Annotated in this window: 24 protein-coding genes; 16 read left to right on the plus strand and 8 right to left on the minus strand. The window is 45.9% G+C overall.

Annotated features, from left to right (window positions below; all coding sequences use genetic code 11):
* Window positions 1–59: 59 nt before the first annotated feature.
* Complete coding sequence (locus E8M12_RS07195; protein ID WP_136735419.1) at window positions 60–593, minus strand: hypothetical protein; 534 nt, start codon at window positions 591–593, stop codon at window positions 60–62.
* A 686-nt stretch (window positions 594–1279) separates the two neighbouring features.
* Between E8M12_RS07195 and psrA the strand changes: the two genes are divergently transcribed.
* From psrA to E8M12_RS07215, 4 genes are all read left to right on the plus strand, one after another.
* On the plus strand, window positions 1280–1912 hold the full coding sequence (psrA, locus tag E8M12_RS07200; RefSeq protein WP_136735420.1) for a TetR family transcriptional repressor PsrA: 633 nt from the start codon (window positions 1280–1282) through the stop codon (window positions 1910–1912).
* Between the two features lie 67 nt (window positions 1913–1979).
* Entirely contained in the window at window positions 1980–3011 is a 1032-nt protein-coding gene (gene nagZ / locus E8M12_RS07205) for a beta-N-acetylhexosaminidase (protein WP_246034046.1), read from the plus strand.
* Window positions 3012–3078: 67 nt separating this feature from the next.
* A complete protein-coding gene (locus E8M12_RS07210; protein WP_136735421.1) occupies window positions 3079–4452 on the plus strand; it encodes an SLC13 family permease in 1374 nt (457 codons plus the stop codon).
* Between the two features lie 80 nt (window positions 4453–4532).
* Window positions 4533–4838 carry a DUF2845 domain-containing protein gene (locus E8M12_RS07215; RefSeq protein ID WP_136735422.1) on the plus strand — a complete coding sequence of 102 codons (306 nt, stop codon included), beginning with the start codon at window positions 4533–4535 and terminating at the stop codon, window positions 4836–4838.
* Window positions 4839–4902: 64 nt separating this feature from the next.
* Here E8M12_RS07215 and dsbB read toward each other — a convergent pair whose 3' ends face one another.
* Both dsbB and nhaB read right to left on the minus strand, forming a co-directional pair.
* Window positions 4903–5433, minus strand: coding sequence for a disulfide bond formation protein DsbB (gene dsbB, locus E8M12_RS07220; RefSeq protein WP_136735423.1), 531 nt, complete (start codon window positions 5431–5433; stop codon window positions 4903–4905).
* 14 nt (window positions 5434–5447) lie between these two features.
* Complete coding sequence (nhaB, locus tag E8M12_RS07225; RefSeq protein ID WP_136735424.1) at window positions 5448–7034, minus strand: sodium/proton antiporter NhaB; 1587 nt, start codon at window positions 7032–7034, stop codon at window positions 5448–5450.
* A 511-nt stretch (window positions 7035–7545) separates the two neighbouring features.
* On the opposite strand from nhaB, the gene fadR reads away from it, so the two are divergent.
* From fadR to E8M12_RS07245, 4 genes are all read left to right on the plus strand, one after another.
* Complete coding sequence (gene fadR, locus E8M12_RS07230) at window positions 7546–8256, plus strand: fatty acid metabolism transcriptional regulator FadR (protein ID WP_136735425.1); 711 nt, start codon at window positions 7546–7548, stop codon at window positions 8254–8256.
* Between the two features lie 196 nt (window positions 8257–8452).
* Window positions 8453–8782, plus strand: coding sequence for a Grx4 family monothiol glutaredoxin (locus E8M12_RS07235; RefSeq protein WP_136735426.1), 330 nt, complete (start codon window positions 8453–8455; stop codon window positions 8780–8782).
* Window positions 8783–8885: 103 nt separating this feature from the next.
* A complete protein-coding gene (locus tag E8M12_RS07240; protein WP_136735427.1) occupies window positions 8886–9491 on the plus strand; it encodes a peroxiredoxin in 606 nt (201 codons plus the stop codon).
* A 144-nt stretch (window positions 9492–9635) separates the two neighbouring features.
* Complete coding sequence (locus tag E8M12_RS07245; protein ID WP_136735428.1) at window positions 9636–9989, plus strand: hypothetical protein; 354 nt, start codon at window positions 9636–9638, stop codon at window positions 9987–9989.
* Here E8M12_RS07245 and rnt read toward each other — a convergent pair.
* On the minus strand, window positions 9986–10678 hold the full coding sequence (gene rnt / locus E8M12_RS07250; protein WP_136735429.1) for a ribonuclease T: 693 nt from the start codon (window positions 10676–10678) through the stop codon (window positions 9986–9988). The genes E8M12_RS07245 and rnt overlap by 4 nt on opposite strands.
* 206 nt (window positions 10679–10884) lie before the next feature.
* Between rnt and E8M12_RS07255 the strand changes: the two genes are divergently transcribed.
* On the plus strand, window positions 10885–12753 hold the full coding sequence (locus E8M12_RS07255; RefSeq protein WP_136735430.1) for a M1 family metallopeptidase: 1869 nt from the start codon (window positions 10885–10887) through the stop codon (window positions 12751–12753).
* A gap of 85 nt (window positions 12754–12838) precedes the next feature.
* Here E8M12_RS07255 and E8M12_RS07260 read toward each other — a convergent pair whose 3' ends face one another.
* The gene (locus E8M12_RS07260) at window positions 12839–13504 is read right to left on the minus strand and encodes a YiaD family glycine zipper/OmpA-like lipoprotein (RefSeq protein ID WP_246034047.1); all 666 of its coding nucleotides are present in this window, start codon (window positions 13502–13504) and stop codon (window positions 12839–12841) included.
* Window positions 13505–13615: 111 nt separating this feature from the next.
* Window positions 13616–13963: a hypothetical protein gene (locus E8M12_RS07265; RefSeq protein ID WP_136735431.1), complete on the minus strand. Its 348-nt coding sequence runs from the start codon at window positions 13961–13963 to the stop codon at window positions 13616–13618.
* Window positions 13964–14177: 214 nt separating this feature from the next.
* Between E8M12_RS07265 and E8M12_RS07270 the strand changes: the two genes are divergently transcribed.
* Window positions 14178–15044 (plus strand): ATP-grasp domain-containing protein, encoded by an 867-nt coding sequence (locus E8M12_RS07270; RefSeq protein WP_136735432.1) that lies wholly within the window; start codon window positions 14178–14180, stop codon window positions 15042–15044.
* 79 nt (window positions 15045–15123) lie between these two features.
* Here E8M12_RS07270 and rrtA read toward each other — a convergent pair whose 3' ends face one another.
* Window positions 15124–15726 carry a rhombosortase gene (gene rrtA, locus E8M12_RS07275; protein WP_136735433.1) on the minus strand — a complete coding sequence of 201 codons (603 nt, stop codon included), beginning with the start codon at window positions 15724–15726 and terminating at the stop codon, window positions 15124–15126.
* Between the two features lie 55 nt (window positions 15727–15781).
* Between rrtA and E8M12_RS07280 the strand changes: the two genes are divergently transcribed.
* Together E8M12_RS07280 and ggt are read left to right on the plus strand one after the other, a co-directional pair.
* Entirely contained in the window at window positions 15782–16381 is a 600-nt protein-coding gene (locus E8M12_RS07280) for a tRNA-uridine aminocarboxypropyltransferase (RefSeq protein WP_136735434.1), read from the plus strand.
* Window positions 16382–16420: 39 nt separating this feature from the next.
* Window positions 16421–18154 (plus strand): gamma-glutamyltransferase, encoded by a 1734-nt coding sequence (ggt, locus tag E8M12_RS07285; protein ID WP_136735478.1) that lies wholly within the window; start codon window positions 16421–16423, stop codon window positions 18152–18154.
* A gap of 686 nt (window positions 18155–18840) precedes the next feature.
* Here ggt and cysK read toward each other — a convergent pair.
* Window positions 18841–19809 (minus strand): cysteine synthase A, encoded by a 969-nt coding sequence (gene cysK, locus E8M12_RS07290; RefSeq protein ID WP_136735435.1) that lies wholly within the window; start codon window positions 19807–19809, stop codon window positions 18841–18843.
* A 298-nt stretch (window positions 19810–20107) separates the two neighbouring features.
* On the opposite strand from cysK, the gene E8M12_RS07295 reads away from it, so the two are divergent.
* From E8M12_RS07295 to E8M12_RS07310, 4 genes are all read left to right on the plus strand, one after another.
* Window positions 20108–20950, plus strand: a complete 843-nt coding sequence (locus tag E8M12_RS07295) for an AAA family ATPase (protein ID WP_136735479.1) — start codon at window positions 20108–20110, stop codon at window positions 20948–20950.
* Window positions 20951–20953: 3 nt separating this feature from the next.
* Window positions 20954–22126 carry a vWA domain-containing protein gene (locus E8M12_RS07300; RefSeq protein ID WP_136735436.1) on the plus strand — a complete coding sequence of 391 codons (1173 nt, stop codon included), beginning with the start codon at window positions 20954–20956 and terminating at the stop codon, window positions 22124–22126.
* A gap of 38 nt (window positions 22127–22164) precedes the next feature.
* Entirely contained in the window at window positions 22165–23496 is a 1332-nt protein-coding gene (locus tag E8M12_RS07305; protein WP_136735437.1) for an RDD family protein, read from the plus strand.
* 311 nt (window positions 23497–23807) lie between these two features.
* Window positions 23808–25640, plus strand: a complete 1833-nt coding sequence (locus E8M12_RS07310) for a DUF3300 domain-containing protein (RefSeq protein ID WP_136735438.1) — start codon at window positions 23808–23810, stop codon at window positions 25638–25640.
* Window positions 25641–25654: the final 14 nt, after the last annotated feature.

The following is a 25654-nucleotide window of genomic DNA, read 5'->3' on the forward strand; positions in this document are numbered from 1 at the left end:
TTTGTATGGGGATTATGAAATATTACGCAATTGCTTTCATGTCCTCACGTCTTACTCCATTAAAGCGCTTTCTTACGTTTAAAGTCTCGTTCGATTACCTGCTTTTGATAGCGTTCCAGTTGTCGATAGTATTGATTAATAAACGGCCCCAGTTGATTAGTGATATTGATGTCACGGACCAGTTCAAGATTAAATGGACAGGTTTCGATAAGCGATTTAATGTCTTCGATAAAGTTTGCATTGATCCCCCTCAAGCCCTGCTGAAAAAGGGTTTCAGCGAAAGTGGTTGGTGTCACAAAGTAAAAGTGATGTGGATCAGCGCTCAGGTAATCCTCGTTAAAAGCAGACTGCGCGAGGATATGACTGGGTTTTGGAAAATGTAATTGTAACTGCTCCCTGGTTAGCAATTTACCGCTTTTTTGGCTGAACCCCTGAGCCTTGAAAAAGTTGATTAAGTATTGCCGTTGTCCCATCGATAAAATGTCGTAATCGTTGCGGACGAAAAAATTATCATCATAGATGGTGATCAGAGGTAGTGGAGGTAGATAAAAAATATGCTTATCTGCCACCATTTTTTCGATATCTAAACTCATAATATCAGTGACTTAGATTTATATCCCATTAACCAGACGGTGCGGTTATCGTCGTCATAAATTGATAGATGCCTGTTTTAATTTTAAATTCTCGCAGCAAATTACCTGTGTATATTTTGCAGTCGCCTGCCGTTTGATTTCGTGTCTCGTATGCAAGATAAGAAAGAGAAATTGAGCTAAAGATTTCAATTTAGTGAGTAACAGATTAAACAAACTTCTATGCTGACTGATTGACGAACGCCGGTAAATTAGTCCACGTTTTACCATTAACGTATCCTAACTAAATCAAGGCATGGCTTGTGTCAGCCATCATTTCAGTACCGTTTGAAACCAATTGGTTATTTCCTTGTTGTATTTAACTTATTGTTTTATTAGAGTTTTGTGATTTTAATTGCGGTATTTTAAGTTTCCAGCAAAAAACAGCGGATAAAAAAAGACCCAAAAGCCAGTTGACAGATCGGGGCGATTGGGTCCAGGGAGAATCATTAAACGTAATTTAAGTATGGTCGAGATTTTTTGTTTCGCACAATTTTTTGTCAGTTTTTTTTACAATTTTTTGACCGAGAAAATAAGGCGTTATAGGTCAAACTGCAGGCTGTTTTATTTCCCTATTTAGCCTTTAATTCTTGACACTTAAACTGCTAGCTGTCATTTTAAACGCATGTTTAACTTTAGCCTGAGATGTAATGGATACTAAGACTAAAATTTTAAATGCAGCAGAGAATTTATTCGCCGATAAAGGATTTACCGGTACTTCTCTGCGCGAAATTACCAGCGCCGCTGAAGTCAACCTGGCCGCCGTTAATTACCATTTTGGCTCTAAAAAAGAGTTGATCAAAGCGTTGATGAAACGTTATCTCGATGTGTTGAGCCCGGAACTGCAGGGTTCGTTGCAACGGGTGATGGAAGATAACGAAAACCTTACCTTGGAACAGGTTTTTGAAGCATTTGTTGAACCACTGTTGACGCTCAATCAACTGAAGGAGCAGGGCACCAGTAACTTTTTGCAATTGCTTGGGCACTCATACACCGATTCGCAGGGATTTTTGCGCTGGTTTATCACGACCAATTACCCTGGCATTATCGATAACTTTGTTATGGCGGTTCATAAGGCCTATCCGGAATTATCCTCACAAGACATGTTCTGGCGCCTCCACTTCACAATGGGAACGGCAGTATTTGCAATGTCTTCGACCTCAGCCCTGATAGATATTGCCCAGAATGATTTCAATGCTGAAGTGGATATCGAAGGCGTCATCCGTCGCCTGATCCCCTATGTCGCCGCCGGGGTGGGTGCCAATACCGTTGTTGCGGGATAACAGATTGCCAGCGGGAATGTCAGAACTAACATCATTATTTTAATTTCATGTATTACAGGAGTCGTCATTGAGCTGCTTAATGGTTGATGTAGAGGGGCTAGAGTTAACCGTGCAGGATCGTGAGATTCTTGCTCACCCTATGGTAGGCGGGTTGATCCTGTTTTCACGAAACTATCAGGACACTGAACAGGTCCGGGAACTCACCAGACAAATAAAAGCCGTAAATCCAAACATCTTAATCGGTGTCGATCAGGAAGGCGGTAGAGTCCAGCGATTTCGTCAGGGCTTCACCAAGTTGCCGGCAATGGGCAAAGTCATAGCCCGGGCGCGTTTACTCTGTAACACCGAATCAAAAGCTCATGAGTTAGCATCAGAGTTGGCTCAGGACCTTGGATGGTTAATGGCCACTGAAGTGCTAAATGTCGGTGTTGATATCAGTTTTGCACCGGTATTGGATATCGACGATATTTCCGACGTTATTGGTGATCGTGGCTTTGATATTGAACCTCAGGTGGTTACATCCCTGGCTGGTGCCTTTATTCGCGGCATGAATCAGGCGGGTATGCAAGCGACAGGAAAACATTTTCCCGGGCATGGCAGTGTCAAAGAAGATTCGCATGTAGCGATGCCCGTTGATCGCCGCAGCGAGTCATCGATTTTTAATCATGACATGTCTGTATTCAGGACGTTAATCGAGAGCAACTCTCTTGGCGCGATCATGCCGGCGCATGTCATCTATCCAGACGTTGATCATCGTCCCGTCGGTTTTTCGCCGGTTTGGTTAAAAGACGTGTTACGAAAACAGCTTGGTTTTAATGGCGTCATTTTTTCCGATGATCTGTCGATGAAAGCCGCATCCGTTGCCGGGGGGTATGTCGAGCGCTGTGAAGCGGCCCTTGATGCCGGTTGTGATATGTTACTGCTTTGCAATGACCGTCAGGGCGTCGAACAGGTGTTAGATCAGGCAAACCTGAATGTTGAGCGCGATAGTGCAGTGCGGCTGCAGTCCATGATAAACCACGGTCAACCATTTTCAGATTTAAACACCGTTAAACAGTGGCTGAAAATCCGTAAACGGATAAACAGTCATTTCAATTAGCGAATAAGAACCGCGGCTAAGCGACATATAACTTCATAACAAACCGTGTCAAAGAATTATAAACCGAATGAAAAACCACCATTTAATTGCCATTATCACGCCTCTGGTCTGTATCGCCTGTTTTTTTGTGTTATTACAGTTAAATATGGGGAGTGCTCCGGCGATGACCGTATCACTAACCCTGTTGATAGTAGTGTTTTGGGTCACCGAAACCTTACCGATCCCGATTACCAGCTTATTACCATTTGTCTTATTTCCCCTGTTCGGCATTCTCGATCATAAACAAGCGTCGAGTGCTCTTGGTAGCCATGTAATTTTATTGCTAATGGGGGCCTTTATGCTATCCAAGGCCCTGGAAAAGAGTCAGGTACATGAACGGTTGGCAGTGTATATGGTAAATCTGGTCGGGGTCCACAGCGGACGTCGTCTGGTCATCGGGTTTATGCTGGCTACCGCCATTCTTAGTATGTGGATATCCAATACGGCAACTGTGCTCATCATGTTACCCATGGCATTGGCGGTCTTGTCCCATATCGAAAATCGTAAGTTAAAAGTGGCATTGATTCTTGGTATTGCCTATGCGGCCAGCGTTGGTGGTGTCGGTACCTTAATTGGTACCCCGCCAAATGTTATTTTTATGGGCATTTTTGAGCAATTTACCCAAACCGAGTTTGGCTTTATTGAATGGATGAAAGTTGGTGTTCCGGTTGTACTCATCTCAGTTCCAATAATGGGCTTATGGTTAACACGCAATGTTACCCTTGATGAGAGGATAAACATGCCGGTGCAAGGCAAGTGGCGCACGGAAGAAAAGCGTACGCTGGCAGTATTTGCGTTAACGGCCCTTGCCTGGATTACCCGCAAAGAGCCGTTCGGAGGCTGGAGTGGTGCGCTTGACTTGCCTCAGGTTGGAGACAGTAGCATTGCTTTGGCAGCGGTGGTCATTATGGCAATGATCCCGAATGGTAAAGGCTCACGCCTGTTAGACTGGGATACCGCGAAAACGATTCCCTGGGGCATGTTATTGTTGTTTGCCGGTGGCATTGTGATTGCCAAAGCGTTTGTGGCTTCCGGGTTGAGCGATATATTAGCCTCTGGCCTGGTTGAACTGGCAAATCTTCCTATTCTATTAACCTTGCTTTGTATCTGCCTGGCGGTTACCTATCTGACTGAAATCACCTCCAACACTGCCACTGCAACCCTGTTGATGCCGATACTCGCATCAGCGGCAATAGCAACCGGCTTGCCACCGCAGGTGCTGATGATCCCCGCCGCAATCTGTGCCAGTTGCGCGTTTATGCTACCGGTCGCCACGGCGCCGAATGCCATCGCCTTTGGTACCAAGCAAATTGATATACTCGACATGGTCAAAGAAGGGGCGGTACTTAGCTTGCTGGTTTCTTGTATCGTTGCGCTTTGTTGTTATTGGATTTTGATTTAAACCGCGACTTTTGTGTCTGGACTGGCTGTCTGCTTTTTAAACTGATATTGTAACCTTATGAATTGCTAAGGTAATCTATCATGTTAAGAACTAAGAAGAGCATTTTAACTGCAATATTTCTCGGTCTGATTATGGCTGCTACAACATTGGTTCATGCTGCTGAAATTAAGGCAGTACGTTGTAGTGGAGGAGTTGCGAAGTTAGCGATGGACAAATTTGATGTCATTGAACGCTGCGGTACGCCAATGGCTCAGGAAATCATTTCTGCGGAAATAGAAAGAAGGGTAGAGCGCCTGGTTTATCGATTCTCGATTGATAAGAGTGAGCCTTTAACCATTTTTACCTTCGAAGCGGGTAAGTTAACATTAATAGAAAAAAATCCTTAAGCTCTGCCGCTAATCACAAAAAAGGAGCCAAATGGCTCCTTTTCAATTCAATGATCAATACCAATCAGGTGTCATTACGACCCAGTTTATTCAACACGTGACTGCAGAGAAACACCACAAACAGTGCACTGTAGACGCCATAGACCACTACCATCCACTGTGGCATCGAGTATCCTAGCAATGACCAGCTGATTTCACCGCAATCACCGGTTGCTTCGAAAATGGCGGGGACCCATTGGTGTAATGGTAGCCATTGTGGGAAATTTGGCACGATATCACAGCTGAAAAACAACGAATTAGCATTCGTTTGCATTTCCACATGTTCAAGGGCGATAATCAGTCCCCAGATAGCACTGACGCCCCAAATGGCAAAGCCAGCCAGGCGCAGCAGCACCAGGCGATTGCCTAATGCACCGATGATACCAGCGAATGCGATACCGAATATTGCAACTCGCTGATAAATACACATGATGCAGGGCTCGAGCCCCATACCATATTGAAAATACAATGCCGCCATTTCCAGGGTGATGGCTGACAGAGCTAACAGCCACCAGGACTTACTGGACATCACCCATCGATTTAATGTGTTGAACATACGATTCCCTCGCCTTAATGACCACTAGGCTCGATAGTGGCTGGGGTTGTGTGATGATGTATCCACCCCATGTCGTACAGCAGTTCGGTATATTCTACGAGTACACCGGAATAAATGGCAATAAAGCCAACGATGGTCAGTACGATTGTGTAAGGTAAAGCCATATACACCATACGACCATATGACAACCGAATCAATGGTGCCAGCGCTGACGTCAACAGAAACAGGAAAGCGGCCTGGCCATTTGGGGTAGCAACTGAAGGCAGGTTAGTACCGGTATTAATGGCAACCGCCAGCATATCGAATTGATCACGGGTGATCTGGCCGGCCAGCAACGCTTTTTTCACCTCGGTGATATATACCGTGCCAACAAATACATTATCACTGACCATCGACAGGAAGCCGTTGGCGAGATAGAACATTACCAATTGCATATTGCCTTCAAACGTTAATACCCAGTTAATCACAGGCGTAAACAATTGTTGGTCAATAATCACCGCAACCACCGCAAAAAATACCGCCAATAGTGCTGTAAATGGCAATGCTTCTTCGAATGCATGGCCGATCTGATGCTCTTCAATGACACCAGTGAAAGAAGTCGCCAGAATAATGACGGTAAGGCCAATCAATCCTACCGCGGCCAGGTGAAGGGCCAGGGCTATGACCAGCCACAATCCAATCACACCCTGCATCACTAACTTTGCATTGTCCTGCTTGGTACGGTTTGCGGTCTCTGCGTGATCGAATTCCACCAGAATTTTGCGCACATTTTCCGGCATATCGACGCCATAGCTAAACATCTTGAATTTTTCGACGACGAAACAGGTCAGCAAACCGAAAATGAAGACCGGAATGGTAACTGGTGACATACGTACGGCGAACTCGACAAACTGCCAGCCAGCCTGCTGACCGATGATTAAATTTTGCGGTTCGCCAACGATGGTCATTACCCCACCAAGGGCAGTACCTACGCCCGCATGCATCAACAGGTTACGCAGGTAAGCACGAAATTGAAGCAGATCTTCGCGAGAATAATCGGGCAGTTCATGATCGCTGGTATGGTCGTGGCTATGTTGTATGGTTTTGCCAGATGCTACTTTGTGGTAAACACTGTAAAAGCCGACTGCAACACTGATGATTACCGCGATAACCGTCAACGCATCTAAAAACGCCGACAGGAATGCACTGGAGAAACAGAACATTAACGATACGGCAATTTTTGAGCGCACATTGGTGATGATTTTGGTAAACAAAAACAGCAGCAGGTTCTTCATAAAATAAATACCCGCAACCATAAAAATCAATAGCAGCATAACCTCGAGGTTTACACTGATTTCATGGTACACCTGTTCTGGGCTGGTCATGCCTATGGCAACGGCCTGAATCGCCAACAAACCACCGGGTTGTAATGGGTAACATTTTAGTGCCATGGCAAGAGTGAAAATAAACTGTAATACCAACGCCCAACCTGCAACGTACGGAGATACGAGGAAGAATAGTATGGGGTTAACAATGAGGAAACCAAGGATGGTCCACTTGTACCAGTTTGGGGCCTGGCCTAAAAAGTTTTTCGACAGAGCGTGTGCAAATGACTGCTGCATTAATAACTTTCCTTAAAGAACTACTGTTTTTTGCTCTACCGGTAAACGGCCGGTAAAGTCTGTTATTTTATTTGCGACGTTGATAACGCCGAATTGATTAGCGCAGATAGAAACTTGTCTTACAATCCCGGAGTCATCGGGGCTGGACACTGCATTTCGATCAAAACGAGCCATAGAATACTCGAAAATTCAGATAATACCAATCAGGATTGGTATTACAGGCGAGACCAAAACTCGATAATCCTGGAAAAGTCATGCATGCATCAACAGCTGATTGGATTGAATAACTATGCAAATTCCAGTGAATCGGGTATTTCTCAGGAAATGAGCTAGGGTTAACTGGAATGAAAAGTCGCGATTTGTTACAAAATGGTTAATATCTGAGCAATCTTTGAGCTGAATGTGCCTCATTTATTTAATCCGTCAACAAGCCACTTGACATCGTCTGGTACAATCAGTTTATATACTGAATAATTAACTCTAAAGTGATAAGCACTTCACGGAATTTTAAATGATCATAAAAGCACAAAGTCCTGCCGGGTTTGCAGAGCAGTATATTGTTGAATCCATCTGGAATGGAGGCTTTCCGCCGGGCTCTATTTTGCCCGCCGAGCGCGAATTGTCGGAACTGATCGGTGTTACCAGAACGACCCTGCGCGAAGTGTTACAGCGCCTGGCTCGAGATGGCTGGCTAACCATTCAACATGGCAAACCGACCAAAGTAAATGATTTCTGGGAAACCTGTGGTCTGAATATTCTTAGTACTCTGGCGGAGTTAGATCAGGAAGGTATCCCGGACCTGGTGGAAAACCTGTTATCAGCCCGAACCAACTTAAGCGCGATTTTTATCCGTGCAGCGATTAAAAACAATCCGGAAAAAGTGATCGAGCTTATCAACAATTGTATGGATACCGAATGCGATGGTGAGCAGTTTGCCCAGAACGATTATCAGCTCCACCATGATTTGGCGCTGGCGTCGTCTAACCCCATTTATGTATTGGTCCTGAATGGTTTTAAAAATCTCTATTCCCGTTTAGGTGGTCTGTACTTTGCGCACGAAGATGCTCGCAAACTGAGCCTGAAGTTCTATCGGGAACTGATCGATGTTGCCGAAAATGGTCATTTTAATGAGTCGGTGCAGGTTGTCCGGAACTATGGTGTTGAGTCAGGAAAAGTCTGGCATAACCTCAAAGAAGATGTATTGCGCGAATTAGCTCGCTAAACTGTCCGCTGACAGTTAGCCCTGTTGTTTACATTAAACCCTGCTCGATGCAGGGTTTATTTTTGTCTGAAATTTAACCGTTCGAATAAAAATTTTTGTTTAACCCTTGAATAATTTCCCGCGTAATACCATTTCAATACAAAACCAAGTAAACTAGTCGGGTTTTTTACCTTGCTAGCTAATTTTTGAGGATTTTATGGAAACCATTGACAAGATCAAACAACAGATTGCCGAGAACCCGATTCTTATCTTTATGAAGGGCTCGCCAAAACTTCCAAGTTGTGGCTTTTCATCACAAGCCTCACAAGCGCTTATGGCCTGTGGCGAAAAATTTGCTTATGTAGATATCCTGCAAAACCCAGATATCCGAGCAGAACTTCCAGGTTATGCAAACTGGCCAACCTTCCCGCAACTTTGGGTTGAAGGTGAATTGATTGGCGGTTGTGACATTATCATGGAAATGTACCAACAGGGTGAATTGCAACCACTGATTAAAGAAGTTGCAGCCAAGCACTCTGAACAATAATCGAATTTTCTAATCGTGCTGCTATGGCGCGATTGGCTGAAGGTAAAAAACTGCCCTCAGCACACTTTTTAAAATAACTATGTGTTAATAAATGGAGAACAACATGAGTGTATTAGTAGGTCGTCCTGCTCCTGATTTCACTGCTGCAGCTGTATTAGGTAACGGCGAAATCGTAGATAACTTCAACCTTACCGAAACCATCAAAGGTAAAAAAGCGGTAATCTTCTTCTACCCACTAGACTTCACTTTCGTTTGTCCGTCTGAGCTGATTGCTTTTGACAAGCGTTTTGAAGAATTCCAAAGCCGTGGTGTTGAAGTTATCGGTGTTTCTATCGATTCTCAATTCAGCCACAACGCATGGCGTAACACCCCAGTAAACGAAGGCGGTATCGGTCCGGTTAAATACCCATTGGTTGCTGATGTTAAGCACGAAATCTGTCAGGCATATGATGTAGAGCACCCTGAAGCTGGCGTTGCTTTCCGTGGTTCATTCCTGATCGACGAAGAAGGTAACGTTCGTCACCAGGTAGTAAACGATCTGCCTTTAGGTCGTAACATCGATGAAATGTTACGTATGATCGACGCATTACAGTTCCACTCAGAGCACGGCGAAGTTTGTCCTGCAGGCTGGAACAAAGGTGATGCTGGTATGACGGCTTCCCCTGATGGTGTTGCTTCTTACCTGTCCAGCAATGCTGACAACTTATAATTTCGTTTAGCTAAGCGAATAAAAAAAGCTGCCTCAGGCAGCTTTTTTTTTGGGATTTTTTTTCAATCAAATTAAACAGTTCGATAAATTCTACTACGCTTAAGTGAGGCAATATTTTTAATAGCTTTTCAAGGAAGAACGGCGATGCTTTCGTCATTGAAGGAAAATCCCCCGATTTTACCTCTGCTGCTGTTAAGCGGCACACTTATCATTTTCTCAGAACAGGCAATTATCCATGGGTTAGGGTTGGCTTTATACCTTGTTTTTTTCTGGGCTGGCCTGAAGTATTTAAATAACCAGGCGATAAAACCAAAGCGACTATTGCTTAGTGCTGCTCAGCGAGTCAAACCCAGTGTTAGGCTGGCAAGATTATCGTTGTTTCTGTTAATTGCGATAGAATCCGGTCGTTATTTTCCCGAGCAGTCGGCAGTTGCCATTGCGTTATTTGCGATACTTCTGACATTTCGCGAGTGGTTGGGATTACGCAACCGATATTAACCCGAGATGTTATTCGCTGTAGGATTAGCTTCTGCTTCCTCAGCAGCTTCGTCAGTTTCAGCGAGCGGCCAGCCTCCCAGTTGTTGCCATTTATTGACAATATAACAGAACAGGTCTGCCGTTTTCTCAGTATCATACAAGGCTGAATGAGCTTCGCGGTTATCAAAGCCAAGGTTTGCTGCGACTGCGGCCTTAGCGAGCACCGTTTGCCCCAGGGCCAGACCCGATAGGGTGGCAGTATCAAACGTTACAAACGGATGAAAAGGACTGCGTTTTATTTGTGAGCGCTCTGTCGCGGCATTGACAAACCCCAAATCAAATGCCGCATTGTGAGCAACCATGATGGCACGTTGACAACCAGCTGCTTTCATCGCTTTACGAACGGCTTTAAAAATAGCCTTTAGGGCTACGTCTTCATCAACCGCACCACGCAATGGATTAGTCGGATCGATACCGGTAAACTCCAGTGCTGCTGGCTCAAGGTTTGCTCCTTCAAAAGGATTGACATGAAAATGTAGGGTTTCTTTAAGCGATAACAGCCCCGTGGTTTCATCCATATGCAGAATGCTGGCGGCAATTTCCAACAAGGCATCGGTTGTTGCATTAAATCCTGCGGTTTCTACATCAACTACAACCGGGAAATAGCCTCGAAACCGCTGTGCAAACAAAGATTTTTGAGTGTCGCTCATTACTTACCACATTTTATTCAGCTTATGTTAAGGCGCACAATTATCTCAGAAAAGCAGGGGTTAATGCCAACGCTTTTGTTGTCCGTGTTGCTGCTATTGCTTGCAACTGTGCACTTCATCTGTAAACTTAGCTGCAAGGTTTCAGGGCGATTTCATATTGAGTATCGCAGCGGTGAAACATTGGAAAATTAAGGATTGAATGAAACATGTGGTTTTTTAATACCCAAGTGCGCAAACAGGTATTGATGACGGTAGCGGCGTTTTTGATGCTCAGCCAACCATCAATGGCGAAAGTTGACGATAATCTGACCTATGCAAATTATGATCAGGTTAAAGTCAGTCACCTACATCTTGATCTTGACGTCGATTTTCAGCAAAAGGCGTTGGTTGGCTCGGCGGAACTGACATTAGACTGGAGTGACAGTGGAGCGAAAACCATTTATCTCGATACCCGGGATTTGGTCATCGCCGCCGTTAAAGCACAGCAGGGCGATGGAGAATGGCAGAAAGTGTCATTTACCCTAGGCAAGCGTGATGACGTGATGGGTTCTAAACTGACCATAAAGCCAACGTTTCAGGCTGATAAATTGCTGGTAAAGTATCAGTCTCAACCTCAGGCATCAGGTCTGCAATGGTTAACGCCTGAGCAAACGGCCGGCAAAAAACATCCCTTTATGTTCAGCCAGAACCAGGCGATTCATGCCCGCAGCTGGATCCCGATTCAGGACACACCGGCGGTGCGGATGACATATACCGCGCAAATCAATACCGACAAGTCATTACTGGCAGTGATGAGTGCCAATAATGAGCCAGGTACCGAGCGTGACGGTGACTATCAATTTACGATGCCACAGGCGATTCCACCTTACTTAATTGCCATCGCCGCAGGTGATTTACACTTTAAAGCGATGAGTGAACAAACCGGGGTTTACGCGGAAAAATATATTCTTGATGCTTCGGCTGAAGAGTTTAATGATACCCAGGCGATGATCACCGCATCAGAAAAATTATACGGCGAATATCGTTGGGGGCGTTATGACTTATTGATGCTACCACCCAGTTTTCCGTTTGGCGGCATGGAAAATCCACGCTTGTCATTTATCACCCCAACCGTCGTGGCCGGCGACAAATCACTGGTTAATCTGATTGCCCATGAATTGGCTCACTCCTGGTCAGGTAATCTGGTTACCAATGCCACATGGCGTGATCTCTGGCTTAACGAAGGCTTCACCTCATATGTGGAAAATCGCATTATGGAAGTGGTGTTTTCCACCGAGCGCGCTGTAATGGAGCAGGTACTAGGGGTTGCCAGTCTGAAAGGTGATTTAGAATCCCTGCCTGCTGATGATTCCATTCTTTATCTGGACTTAAAAGGGCGCGACCCGGATGCTGCATTTTCTGACGTTCCTTATGTCAAAGGCCAGCTATTCCTGATGTTTTTAGAGCAACGTTTCGGTCGTGAGCGTTTTGATCCCTTCGTACTGGCGTACTTTAACCATTTTAGTTTTCAAAGCATTGGTACAGAAGATTTTCTCCAGTATTTATATAACAACCTGATCAATAAATACCCGGGTATTGTCAGTAAAGCGGAAGTCGAAGAGTGGGTGTTTGGTAAAGGCCTGCCAGAGAACGCGCCGCAGCCAGAATCGGACGTGTTCAGCAAAGTGGCGAATCAGTCTGCAGCCTGGCAACAGGGTGAAAAATCCCTAAAGGATATGCCAACCGATAACTGGACCGTTCACGAGTGGCTTTATTTTATCAATGAATTGCCCCGCGATCTTGACCGGAAAAAAATGCAGGAGTTGGACAAGGCGTTTGATTTAACCCACAGCCAGAATGCGGAAATCGCTCATGCCTGGTACTTGCTGGCGTTGCACAATAACTATAACGTTATCAAACCTGAACTTGAAAAATACCTGATAAATATCGGTCGTCGTAAGCTTATCGTGCCTCTGTATATGAAACTAGCGGAATCCGATGCAGGGCTTGCCTGGGTTAAACCGGTGTACGAAAAAGCTCGCCCTGGATATCATCCGTTGGCGCAGGGTACCGTCGATGAGATTTTGAAGAAATAGATTGAGAGCTTGATTTCTATAAAAAAAGCCCGTCTTCACATGCGTGAAAACGGGCTTTTTATTTTATCTAGGTTGTCTAGATTAATTAAGCAGCAGGTACGATAAATAGCTCTACACGTCTGTTTAACGCGCGACCATTCGCATATTTATTGTCTGCCAGTGGCTGGTTTTCGCCCATACCAAGAGAAACGATACGGTTGGCGGCGACACCAAGAACTCGCATTTCGGTTGCCACAGCGGCAGCACGTCTTACCGATAATCCCTGGTTGTAGTCGGCGTTACCAACGCTGTCAGTGTGACCGACAACCTGGATGCGGGTGTTATCGTTTTGCTTTAACACTTCGGCAATCGCATCAAGGGTATTAACAAATCCAGGGTTAACCTGACTTTCATTGTTCGCAAAGGTAATGTTAGATGGCATGATTAGCTTAATCGAACCGTCGTGCTGGCGCACCACTTTAACGCCTGAGTTTTGCAGTTTCTGACGTAAAATGGCTTCTTGCTGATCCATGTTATAGCCAATACCAGCACCAATTGCAGAACCGACCACACCACCAATGGCTGCTGATTCTTTGTTATCACCAATTGCTACACCAATCAGAGAACCAGCAACGGCACCGACCGTAGTGCCGACGGTAGTATTAGACACTTTTTCTTCCCCGCTGTATGGGTCAACCGTTGTTACACAACCAGCAAGAATCGTTGTTGCTAAGGCCAGAGATAATGCAGACGCTTTCATGGTTTTTTCCATGGTTTATTCCTTTTTTAAAACAGATAAAACTGACCGCCCGGTGTTAATCAGGCAGATGAAATGTATGTGGGGGCAGGGTAGTTTGTGCCTCTAATCGGGCATCGTATTGAGTTATTGGCTTACCAGCACATCGACTTCGCGATGATTTTCCTGAAGCGAATCAATGATGACCCGGTAAGATTTTTCGTCCCAGGCGTATTTTAATTCGAGACGACCATAAACGGTTTTCTCGGACGTGGGTTGACCGAGCTGATCGTTGTAGAAAGACTTGATCTCGGCTTCACTCAATTGACTGAAAAAGGTCAAAATCGCAGGAAAATCATCATCATATCGAGAAAAAACCTGAGCGTCAGCGGTTAGCGGGATTTCCGCGACGGCTTCCGTGTTCTCACCAGATTCGGCCAATGCCAGGGAAGAGGTTAGCAGGAGTGGTAAAAGTACAAAAATTCTTTTTAGCATTATAAAATCACTGTTACTTTACGAATATCTTCGCCCCACAATTTATGATGTTCCCCGTGCACCGTCAAGTAAATTCCGAAACTGTATCTTTTTTCAGCCCGGTATTGCGCTATCTTTTTTTGTGACTTGAGCCGGTAATTTGCTTGCTATTCCCGGCAAATCACGAGTACACTCGGCGATCAATTAAGATAATCAATTAAATCAGGGAGTAACTGTGAAGCACGTAGCTATATTGTCGATGGCTAACCTGGATGATTTCGAAGTATATGACGAGTTACTAGATGAACCGTTTCTTAACGCAGGATGGCAAACTCATACGGTTGACTGGCACGACAAGAACATCAACTGGTCGAAATTTGATGTCGTCCTGATCCGCAGTCCCTGGGATTATCAACAATACGAACAGGAGTTTATCGACGTACTCGAGACCATCGAAGCATCAAGCGCTCGTTTGGAAAACGATATGACTACCGTACGTTGGAACATCAATAAGAAGTATCTGGCTGAGCTTCAACAAAAACACGTGGCCATCGTGCCGACGTTATGGAAAGATACATTTATTGCTGATGAAGTTGCCTCGTACTTCGATCATTTTAATGCGGATCAAATCGTGATCAAGCCATGTGTGAGTGCCAATGCGGATAATACCTTCTGGCTGCACAAAGACACAGCGTCGGCAGCTATTGGGGATCTTGAAGTTGCATTTGCAAACGGCGACTTTATGGTTCAACCCTTTATGGAATCCGTGATCGATGAAGGGGAATATTCCTGTTTCTATTTTAATGGTCAGTACAGCCACAGTATTTTGAAAACCCCAAAAGCCAATGATTTCCGGGTTCAGGAAGAACATGGTGGACGCCTGAAGTTGGTTGAACCAGAGGCGTCGTTGCTGGCACATGCACAGCAAGCATTGCTGCAATTACCTTCAATCCCCATGTACGCACGTCTTGACTTTGTCCGTTATCGCCAGGGGTTTGCGATGATGGAGGCAGAGCTCATTGAGCCGTCACTATATTTCAATATGGATCCGCATTCGCCGCAGCGCTTTGTCGACTGCTTTATTGAGCGCCTGGGTCAATAACGTAAGTGGTTGCTGGTTATCTGCCCCTGATTAGGGCAGGCGTTAAATAATCGTTTTATCGCCAGCAACTAATTGTTAATTAATCGGGTTTTTCCTGGTGTTTGATAACCATTGCCAGCAAAAATGCTGCAATCACGCCACCTAAAGCGCCATATAAGTGAGCATCGACAGCCACGTTTGCCCCGATCATTTCTTCCATTTCGCTACTGGCACCAACGGTTTGCTCATAAAGTATTTTACCGCTGACACCAAGCAATAACAGGTAGCCAGTTTTGTCACCGGTCCTGATATCTGCAATAGCACCAAACACAAAGATGCCGTGTAATACGCCGGATAGTCCCACGTAGCGCAGCATTTGCGGGTCGAACAGATAAATGCCGATGCTACAGGCCAGTGCCGAAACGAGGAAGACCGTTATAAATATACCATGGCGGTAATGATCACCATGTAGGGCCCAAAGCATGGTTAGCCCGGCGATATTTAGCAACATGTGATTTAGGTTAGTGTGGTCGAAATGCCCGGTTAGTAACCGCCAGTATTGGCCGGCGTTAATCGCATTGCGGTCGTAAATCAGCGAATCAGAGATGGATTCGGGTAACCAGAATACCGCGATAGAAATGACCAGGGTGATAAGTGGTGTGAGCCAGGCAGAGGTTTGCCACGGTAAAGATAACTTCAACATAGTGGGAGTTCGCGCATATAATAGTTTTTATTTTAATTGTGATTGACGATTGCCAATGAGCCGACAGTATTGCATAAGGTGTCAACGACCGCTAGTCACCTGTGTTTGTGAATTTACGTCCACCACCGATAACCGGGTAGAAATCCTGCTCCTGCAACACAAGAGTGAAGAGAAACAGGCCAAAGGCACTGCCAGGTTGTTGGCGCTAAGTTTGCAACATTGCCAGGTATTTGTCGGTGAAAACTTTTCCCAGGATCGTGAACTTAACGCGCTGATAAATGAACCTGGATACCAGACCTGTCTGTTGTATCCAGGGAAAAATAGTGAAGTGGTGCAACCAAGGCCAGATGAGACATTAACTAAACTGCGTCTCGTGGTGCTCGATGGTACCTGGAAAAAAGCCTATAAAATGTTGCAGTTATCTACCAACCTTCATGATTTGCCGCAACTCACGTTACCTCAACAATTTACCAGTAATTATCACATTCGCAAACATCACGACCCACGCGGCCTGTCGACCCTGGAGTCCACTGTCCACGCCCTTGGGATATTAGAAAATAATCCCGATACCTATCGGGGAATATTGAGCGGTTTTAAACAATTTAATGATTTTCAATTAAGACTTGCGCATACTAACCGGGTTAATAATAAATAGAAGGATAAACGTGTGTTAAATATCCAGAAATTGTCAGCGATGCTGGTCTGTCTCAGCGTGCTATCAGGCTGTATTCACGATACCTCGATGGCAACACAAAAACGAGAAGAAGGTGAGCCTGAAGCCGCCACCGGCGTGACTGAAAAACAGGTGGTTGAATCAAAATCGTTTATGGTAACCGCCGCAAATCCCCTGGCGACCCAGGCCGGATTTAACATTCTTAAGAACGGCGGCAGTGCTGTCGATGCCGCGATTGCCGTACAGTTGGTACTGAGCCTGGTGGAACCGCAATCGTCCGGTATTGGTGGTGGGGCTTTCATGCTCTACTTTGATAAAGATAAAGGCGAATTGCGTACCTACGACGGTCGGGAAATTGCGCCGGCGTCGGCGACTGAGGACATGTTTTTAGATAAGCAGGGTAACGCTGTTCCCTGGATTGAAGCCGTCGTTGGCGGTCGCAGTGTTGGCGTACCAGGTCTGATTAAAATGATGGAAATGGCGCATCAACAACACGGTAAACTGCCATGGGCAACCCTATTTGAGCAGGCAATTAAACTTGCGGAACAGGGCTTCATCGTATCTCCGCGACTGGCCAGACTGGTGCAGTTGGAAATAAATCCAGGCCTTACAAAACTAGGCGCCGCGAATCAGTATTTTTTCCCCAATGGCAAACCGTTACAGGCGGGCATGGTTTTGAAAAATCCGGAATTTGCCCGTGTATTGAGGACCGTGGCGGAGCTGGGTAGCGATGCCTTTTACCACGGATGGATTGCCAAGGATATTGCCGCTGCCGTGCAAAATTCTGCAGTGTCACCGGGCGGCCTGTCCGAACAGGATATGGCAAATTATCAAGCCAAACAGCGTGATCCGGTGTGTGCGCCATACCGCGCCTATGAGTTATGTAGTATGGCACCACCGAGTTCCGGGGGTATCGCGGTAATGCAGATCCTTGGCCAGCTACAGCAATTTGACTTAAGCAAACTAAGCGCTGAAGATCCGCAAGCGATCCACTTGTATACCCAGAGTGCCCGTTTAGCCTTTGCGGACAGAAATCGATATCTGGCCGATCCGGATTTCGCCAATGTTCCAACATCGCAAATGTTATCGGCAGATTACCTGAATATGCGTGGTGCGTTGATTGATTCTGAAAAAGACATGGGTAAAGCCAGTCCTGGCGAATTTAAAAACCTGACAAGAGCGAATGATAACGCTTACGAGCTGCCATCAACCACGCACATGAGTATTGTCGATAAAGACGGTAATGCGGTATCCATGACCGCAACCATTGAAATGGCATTTGGCTCCGGGGTCATGGTGAACGGATTCTTGCTAAACAATCAACTGACCGACTTTTCCCGTACCCCGGAAGAAAACGGGGTAAAAATTGCAAACCGGGTTGAACCGTTAAAACGCCCGCGCAGCTCGATGGCACCAATGATGGTGTTTAATGGTGATGGTTCTCTGCGCCTTGTCGTGGGCTCGCCGGGTGGTAGTCGCATCATTAATTACGTATCACAGACGCTAATTGGTGTACTTGACTGGAACATGTCGATTCAGGAGGCGATTAACATGCCGCGAGTGACCCATCGCAATGACATTACCACCCTGGAAAAAGGCACGAACCTTGAGATGCTTAAACCAGCGCTTGAGGCGATGGGGCATGAGGTCAGCATTCGCGATTTAAACAGTGGTCTGCATGGCATTGAAGTGTTCGGCAGTAAACTGGTTGGCGGTGCCGACCCCCGTCGCGAAGGCATTGTCCTCGGCGAGTAATAACAACTCCCCCTCAAATTAAAAAAAATCCCTGCAACCGCAGGGACTTTTTATCCCCCCGGGATTATACAATTAACAAGACACCCATCGTAAACGCTTAGCAGGACACCCACCGCAAATGCAGTTATCAACACACCCATTGTTAATGAATCACCCGAACACTTAGATTGCTAATTTTGTTCTGCGGAGCAGGAGCAAGTTTCCACTCCTGCAAAATTGCTAAACATTGTTTTCTTAGTTTGGATGTCATTAAGCGTGAGGCGATAGCCTGCATTTGGCTAAATTCACTGCGACTAAACCTTACAGCATAAGTAAATATCAAGACACCTATGATAATCCTGTAAATTACTTGCAGGGAATTCTGTATGCGCGACAAGTCCGCAGAATGAAGATAATACTTCCTCCTCTTATGAGTTCATAAAAGTATACTAATCAGTAGGTTGGTATTTGTTTGAAACATATTGGTTACAGTGGGTGTCTTGATAAGGAGGCCTCGATTACAGTGGGTGTCTTGTTAAGGGGGCCTGAGTTAACCTGCTAAAGTTGATGTCTGATACGGGAAGGGAAGTATTTCGTGGATAAAAAACCCCCGCTAGACACTAGCAGGGATTTGGTTTGTAAAGATCTTTGTCTGAAAAACAGAGTGTTGTGCTGTTTTTCGTTGCAAGGATGTACCTATTGAGTTGTTACTGGACCAACTCTGCATCGGTAAAGGTGTCACTGAATAGCGGACTGCTCAGGTAGCGTTCCGCCGAGCTTGCCAGAATCACGACAATGGTTTTCCCTTCATTGGCGGGGTCTTCAGCCAGGCGTTTAGCGGCAACCGCTGCAGCCCCTGATGAAATGCCGGCAAGAATGCCTTCTTCACGCATCAGGCGGTGCGCCATTGCCATGGCTTCCTCATTCGTAACTTTTTCAACACTGTCAATTAGTGACAAATCCAGGTTACCCGGAATAAAACCAGCGCCAATCCCCTGAATTTTATGTGGACCGGGTGTCAGTTCCTCGCCTGCCATCTTCTGGCTTATCACCGGCGAATCTGTCGGTTCTACGGCGACGGACTGAATCGCTTTGCCTTTCTCGTTTTTAATGTAACGGCTAACACCGGTGATGGTGCCACCAGTACCAACGCCGGCAACAAAAATATCGATATCACCACCGGTATCTTCCCAGATTTCCGGTCCGGTGGTTTTCTCATGGATCTCAGGGTTTGCCGGGTTATCGAACTGGCCCATTAATATGTGGTTTTCTGGATCCTGGGCAACAATCTCGTTAGCTTTTTCGATCGCCCCTTTCATACCTTTGGCACCGTCGGTCAACTCAAGTTTGGCGCCAAGGGCAATTAGCAATTTACGGCGTTCAAGACTCATCGTGCTTGGCATGGTGAGAATCAAGTCATAGCCTTTTGCTGCTGCTACGAATGCCAATGCAATACCGGTATTGCCACTGGTCGGCTCTACAATGGTTTTACCTTTACTTAATTTTCCGCTTTTCTCTGCATCCCAAATCATGTTGGCACCAATCCGACATTTGACGCTGAAACTCGGGTTACGGGCTTCAATTTTCGCGTACACGTTACCGCCGGTAATACGGTTAAGCTTAACCAGGGGCGTATTGCCGATAGATTGCGGGTTATCTTGATATAGGTTGGTCATGATATGATCCTTTGGGTTATCCTTAGCTTAAACGCTGCGCACGTAACAACAGTATGGCGCAGATTTATAATGAGCATTCCAACAACAGTTTCGCTAACCCATTGTTGATAATCGATAATTTCAATATCGAAAGAAACAATGAAGCGGATGATAGTTGCTATTATAGGCTAGATTACTCAGTTTTCATTCTTCTAAGAAGTAATAGAACGTTATAACTAATTCCATTCAGTTGTATTTTCTTTATTTCTATTTAGTATAAAAAATCGCATCTCTAAGTTTGCACAGTTTCGGAGGTATTATCGTGTTTAAAGGGACTCAAAATTACATCGCCAGTCAGGAATTACAACTGGCGGTAAATGCCGCTATTGCTCTTGAAAAACCATTGTTGATCAAAGGCGAGCCTGGTACCGGTAAAACCATGCTGGCAGAAGAACTGGCGACTAGCCTTAACTGCGAGCTATTTCAATGGCATATTAAATCCACCACCCGGGCCCAACAGGGGTTGTATGAGTATGATGCGGTTTCGCGCTTAAGAGACAGTCAGCTCGGTAAAGAGGGGGTTAAGGATATTGCTAATTATATCGTTAAAGGCAAGCTCTGGCAGGCTTTTGAGCAAAATGAGCGACCGGTGTTACTGATTGATGAAATCGACAAGGCAGATATCGAGTTCCCCAATGACCTGCTTCTGGAGCTCGATAAAATGGAGTTTTTCGTATACGAGACTCAGCAAAAAGTTTTTGCAAAACAGCGTCCTATTGTCATTATTACCTCCAACAATGAAAAGGAGCTACCCGATGCCTTTTTAAGGCGCTGCTTCTTTCATTACATTAAATTCCCGGATAAAGAGGAGATGCAGGCGATTGTCGATGTGCATTTCCCTTCGATTAAACAGCGTCTGCTCGACGAAGCCTTATCGATGTTTTTTGATTTGCGAGACATCCCGGGCCTGAAGAAAAAGCCGTCCACCTCTGAGCTGATTGACTGGCTAAAACTGCTGGTTGCCGAAGATATTGATCCGGCGATCTTACATGAAAGTAATCAAAACAAAGTCATTCCCCCGTTACACGGCGCGCTGCTAAAGAATGAGCAGGATGTTCACCTGTTCGAGAAGTTGGCATTTTTAAATCGCTCGGGTCGTTAAGATATGCTTATCGATTTTTTCTTCACCCTGAAAAAGTATCAGGTGCCCGTAACCTTAAAAGAGTTACTGGATTTAATTCAGGCGCTCGAACAACGAGTGATCTTTGCATCTATCGATGATTTTTACGTAATTTCCCGGGTTATTCTGGTTAAAGATGAGTGCCACTTTGACAAGTTTGACCGGGCCTTCGCCGATTATTTCGAGGGTGTAGAACGGATTGATTTAGACCTTGATAAAATTCCAAAAGATTGGCTGGAAAAGCGCTTTGAACGAATGTTTAGCGAACAGGAGCGCAAGCAAATTCAGCAGCTCGGCGGTCTGGAAGAACTAATGAAAACCCTGCACGAACGCCTGCGTGAACAGAAAAAACGGCATCAGGGCGGCAATAAATGGATAGGTACCGGTGGCACATCACCGTTTGGCGCGTATGGTGAGCATCCGGGGGGCATGCGTATTGGCCAGGAGCAAAGTCGAAATCGTAGTGCCGCCAAAGTCTGGGATAAACGGGAATTCCGTAATCTTGATGCCGATGTCGAACTGGGCACTCGTAATATAAAAATGGCATTACGTAAGCTACGTCAGTTCGCCCGAACCGGTGCCGCCTCCGAACTTGACCTGGACAACACCATTAAAGCGACAGCACAAAATGCCGGCTATCTTGACTTAAAAATGCGTCCCGAGCGTCATAACGCCATCAAAGTACTGTTATTTTTCGATGTTGGCGGTTCAATGGACGATCATATTCTTGCCTGCGAAGAGCTTTTCTCAGCCGCTCACACTGAATTTAAACACCTGCAATATTTTTATTTCCATAACTGTGTATATGAACAGGTTTGGCAGGACAATAAGCGGCGTCGCCAGGAAACCATCGATGTATGGGATATCATTCGCACCTACGGCAAGGAATACAAAATTATATTCGTTGGTGATGCCACCATGGGTCCCTATGAAATAACCTACCCCGGGGGCAGTGTCGAGCACTGGAACCAGGAAGCCGGTAGTGTCTGGATGCAACGCGTGTTAGATCATTTTCAACATGCTATCTGGTTAAACCCACAACCGAGAGCTTATTGGCCCTATTATCAATCTATTGGTCTGATGGAGCAGATCATGGCGGGTCATATGTATGAGATGACGCTTGAAGGTTTATCTAATGGCATAAAAGCGCTATTGTAGAATTTATCAACAATTTACAAGATGTTAGCAAAGAACAAATGAACGCCGATCTGATTGAAAATGCTAGTGAACAACACCATCATCTGACGCGCAAAGAAACCAAGGAAGTCATCACCCCATTTGCGTTTGCTATTGATGAAACCTTGTTTGGCACCGCTATTGCCGCGCCTTGGAAGCGTGGTGTTGCCATGGGGCTCGATCTGATTCTTATTGCCGTGCTCTCATCTGCCGGAGGAGAATTCCTGGCATTGGCCATTGCCATCGCCGCATTTCGTTTTGGCAGCAAGAAAAGAGCGGCAAAATTAGGTAAAGAGGATGGCACAAAACGTCGTGCGTTACTGCGCTTTACCGGTGCCTTTATTTTGTTTTTGCTATTGCTCAGCATTCTGCCGCCATTGTTTAATAGCGGTGGCAACTGGCAGGACAAAGATTACAGTGGTTATGCTGACATGGATAATAAAGCCGCAGATAATACCAAGGATCTGCAAATAGGACTGGGAAAATCTCTCGAGCTAACAGGTTTTATCATCACCACGATCAATAAGATCGAACAAAAAAACTGTCAACAGCAGGTTGCGTGCTGGCGCGATGTGTTAGCACCATTACCCACACAAGCAATAGATTTGGAATTCACCGCAGAACAGGCAGATATTCTGTTCACTAAAATCGTAGAAGAGTTGCCGCTCACTGGTGAGGAACAGACTTTATTAGCCGATGAATTGAAACAATCTTTTGCATCCTTGGCTGAGCAAAATTCTGTACCTGAACAACCTGCAGCCGACACCAGGGTTCAAAGCGTTGGCGCAAGCAGCAACGACAGCACTGACCAGAACAATGCAACCGAGCAAAAAATCACCACAGGGTCGAGCTCGTCTGAGCCAGCTACTGATAGCACTCAGCCAGTCAAAGAATCGGAAAAGGAAAACCAGACAGGGACAACGGACGAGCCTGCCAGGGAAACAGAGAGCAAAGGCAAAGTCACCAAACCTATTTATTCCATCGTTGAGTACTTCAAAGCACTGATTCAGGATCTCGGCCTTGGTTTTGGTTGGGCGGCGTTTTATTTTACTATCTGCGGAACCTTGTTTAACGGCAAAACCCCCGGTAAGAAGTTGCTGGGTATTCGCGTCATTCAACTGGATGGTACCCGCCTGTCATTGTGGGACAGCTTTGGCCGTTATGGTGGGTATGGTGCAGGGCTCGCGACAGGATTACTCGGCTTTTTCCAGATTTTCTGGGACGCCAACCGGCAGGCAATTCACGATAAGATTTCCGCAACCGTGGTGATTGATGAACGTAAAGTGGTGCCGCCTGAGCTGGTGGCCATGGCCAGGGAAGAACAGACTGATGCTGAGATTAACGACCATTAATTAAAACGGTGTCACCAGGGCCTGTTGAACTTTTCCGACCAACTTATGTGCAATCACAGTTAAATAATCGATTAAACGAATAACGTAACAGAATCTGGTCAGTTTTTATCACGAGCCAATTCGTAGACATTTACGATTCATTCACGTATAAGTGAATAACAAATGAAAAATTGCTGTGAATTTAGGCGTTTGTTGCGTTGATTAACTTGGAAAGGTTGTAGCATCAGGGTGATAATAATGGTTTGCGTTATACTTAGAGCATTAACCTGACAGCCGTGCAGCATGGAAAGCATTTTGCGAAGAGGTGGCTTATGACACGTTTAACTCAATTGCTGGCAATGGTCTGTTTGACAAGTTCAGCGTCGATGCTGTTTGCTCAGCAACCCAACAACACTGCTCGGCAAATCAGTCCGGCAACAACAGAAAAAGCCACTGCTGCAGAAAAACGCCAGCCAGATAGTGATGAGCAGATATTTAGTGAAGCGCAACTGCAGCAGATGTTGGCGCCTATCGCCCTGTATCCTGACAGTTTATTAACCCATATTCTTATCGCGGCGACTTATCCTCTGGAAGTTGTGCAAGCCAATCGCTGGCGCCAGAAAAATCTGTCGATGTCTAATGATCAGGCGATGAAGGCAGTTGAAAATGAAGACTGGGATCCAAGCGTCAAGGCACTCATTGCCTTTCCGGAAGTCTTGCAGCGCATCAGTGATGATCTCGACTGGTTACAGGATCTAGGTGACGCCTTCCTTGATGATGAGCAGCGACTGCTTGCCAACATCCAGTCATTGCGTCAGCAAGCTGATAAAGCCGGCAGCCTGGATAGTATGGACAAGGTAGATGTGTACAAAGAGGATAATGTAATCGTTATCCAGTCACCTCAGCCAGAAGTGATTTATGTACCTTACTATGATACCCGTGTGGTCTACGGAAACTGGCGTTGGGGTTATTACCCACCGGTCTATTGGGATTGGCGCTGGCATCATAATCACAGCCATTTCGCCCACATTGGTTACTACACCTGGTTGCCGGGAGTAAGCTTGTCCTTTAATTATCACTTTAATTCATTCTATTGGCCTGGCTATCATGTCAGGGTCTACAACGATTACCGCTACAAGCCATATCATTATCGCAATAAATACTACCCGGGTCGTCGCTATCATCATAAAAAGCCCTATTATGCGAACAAGATCAAGCAGGATTTAGGTGAACAGTGGCGGCATGATCCCAGGCACCGCAAAGGTGTCGGTTATCGTACCGACTTTGCCAAACGCCAGTATCATTCAAATCGTGAGGTGTACACGGATGCCAATTCAGCGGATATGCGCAAAATGGGCTACGTGGGTGGAGAACAGGGCGTTGGTCGCAAAGAGTTAATCCGACAACGACAGGAGCAATTGCAGCGAGATGTACAAGCGCAGGCACAAATTCAGGATGCGGCCAGTCGGATGGGTAATAAACCAGTGTCTGGCAAATTGACTGAAGCGTTGCAAAACCCTGAGCCGAAAACAGCACCTCGCCCGCTCAACAAGGAGCTGATTGGACGCTATCAACAACGATTTGAACAACAAGGTCGCGACCTGAACACATATACCGTTGAGCAAGGGCCGCAGGCCGTTGGCACCCGCACGGCAACCAGGCAAATTAACGGATCCAACAACGAATTGGGTCAGCAAATGCGCAACGATGACAGGTATCAACGTTTTCAGGAGAAACTATCGAGTTCGCCGGAACAATTTAAGCAGCTCAGGGAGGCCAGACTCAATAGCGAAACAGCAACTCAGTCTGTACCTCAGCCAACTACGCGAAGCTCTCGTCCCAGTATCAATGCCGACATTGCCGGTAGCCGTGATTCGATGGCAACTTCCAGGCGGATGATAGAGTCGGCCAGGGCATCGTCATTACCGGGTCGCAGCATTAATCAACGCACCCTGCCATCATCACGGGAAATAACCCCTAGTGTGTCGCCTTCGGTTCGCTCAACATCAAATGTTCGCAGCGTTCCAACCCATAGTGCTCCGTCAAGATCGATACAGGCACCAACTCGAAGCTATCAGACAACGACACCGCGAACAATTCCGCGGGCGCCATCTCGGCCAGTAACCCGATCTGTACCACCTTCGAGCAGACAAAAAGAACATTAGGTTTTCAGCGATTT

The organism is Thalassotalea mangrovi (genome assembly GCF_005116735.1).
Taxonomy (GTDB): domain Bacteria; phylum Pseudomonadota; class Gammaproteobacteria; order Enterobacterales; family Alteromonadaceae; genus Thalassotalea_A; species Thalassotalea_A mangrovi.

Excerpts from the sequence above, each read along its gene's own strand:
- E8M12_RS07310 (WP_136735438.1), top strand. The coding sequence starts at position 23,808 with ATGACACGTTTAACTCAATTGCTGGCAATGGTCTGTTTGACAAGTTCA.
- rrtA (WP_136735433.1), bottom strand. The coding sequence starts at position 15,726 with ATGTTGAAGTTATCTTTACCGTGGCAAACCTCTGCCTGGCTCACACCA.
- E8M12_RS07300 (WP_136735436.1), top strand. The coding sequence starts at position 20,954 with ATGCTTATCGATTTTTTCTTCACCCTGAAAAAGTATCAGGTGCCCGTA.
- E8M12_RS07195 (WP_136735419.1), bottom strand. The coding sequence starts at position 593 with ATGAGTTTAGATATCGAAAAAATGGTGGCAGATAAGCATATTTTTTAT.
- E8M12_RS07255 (WP_136735430.1), top strand. The coding sequence starts at position 10,885 with ATGTGGTTTTTTAATACCCAAGTGCGCAAACAGGTATTGATGACGGTA.
- E8M12_RS07235 (WP_136735426.1), top strand. The coding sequence starts at position 8,453 with ATGGAAACCATTGACAAGATCAAACAACAGATTGCCGAGAACCCGATT.
- E8M12_RS07265 (WP_136735431.1), bottom strand. The coding sequence starts at position 13,963 with ATGCTAAAAAGAATTTTTGTACTTTTACCACTCCTGCTAACCTCTTCC.
- ggt (WP_136735478.1), top strand. The coding sequence starts at position 16,421 with ATGCTGGTCTGTCTCAGCGTGCTATCAGGCTGTATTCACGATACCTCG.
- fadR (WP_136735425.1), top strand. The coding sequence starts at position 7,546 with ATGATCATAAAAGCACAAAGTCCTGCCGGGTTTGCAGAGCAGTATATT.
- E8M12_RS07215 (WP_136735422.1), top strand. The coding sequence starts at position 4,533 with ATGTTAAGAACTAAGAAGAGCATTTTAACTGCAATATTTCTCGGTCTG.
- cysK (WP_136735435.1), bottom strand. The coding sequence starts at position 19,809 with ATGACCAACCTATATCAAGATAACCCGCAATCTATCGGCAATACGCCC.
- rnt (WP_136735429.1), bottom strand. The coding sequence starts at position 10,678 with ATGAGCGACACTCAAAAATCTTTGTTTGCACAGCGGTTTCGAGGCTAT.
- E8M12_RS07240 (WP_136735427.1), top strand. The coding sequence starts at position 8,886 with ATGAGTGTATTAGTAGGTCGTCCTGCTCCTGATTTCACTGCTGCAGCT.
- E8M12_RS07260 (WP_246034047.1), bottom strand. The coding sequence starts at position 13,504 with ATGGAAAAAACCATGAAAGCGTCTGCATTATCTCTGGCCTTAGCAACA.
- dsbB (WP_136735423.1), bottom strand. The coding sequence starts at position 5,433 with ATGTTCAACACATTAAATCGATGGGTGATGTCCAGTAAGTCCTGGTGG.
- E8M12_RS07280 (WP_136735434.1), top strand. The coding sequence starts at position 15,782 with ATGAGCCGACAGTATTGCATAAGGTGTCAACGACCGCTAGTCACCTGT.
- nhaB (WP_136735424.1), bottom strand. The coding sequence starts at position 7,034 with ATGCAGCAGTCATTTGCACACGCTCTGTCGAAAAACTTTTTAGGCCAG.
- E8M12_RS07210 (WP_136735421.1), top strand. The coding sequence starts at position 3,079 with ATGAAAAACCACCATTTAATTGCCATTATCACGCCTCTGGTCTGTATC.
- E8M12_RS07245 (WP_136735428.1), top strand. The coding sequence starts at position 9,636 with ATGCTTTCGTCATTGAAGGAAAATCCCCCGATTTTACCTCTGCTGCTG.
- psrA (WP_136735420.1), top strand. The coding sequence starts at position 1,280 with ATGGATACTAAGACTAAAATTTTAAATGCAGCAGAGAATTTATTCGCC.
- E8M12_RS07305 (WP_136735437.1), top strand. The coding sequence starts at position 22,165 with ATGAACGCCGATCTGATTGAAAATGCTAGTGAACAACACCATCATCTG.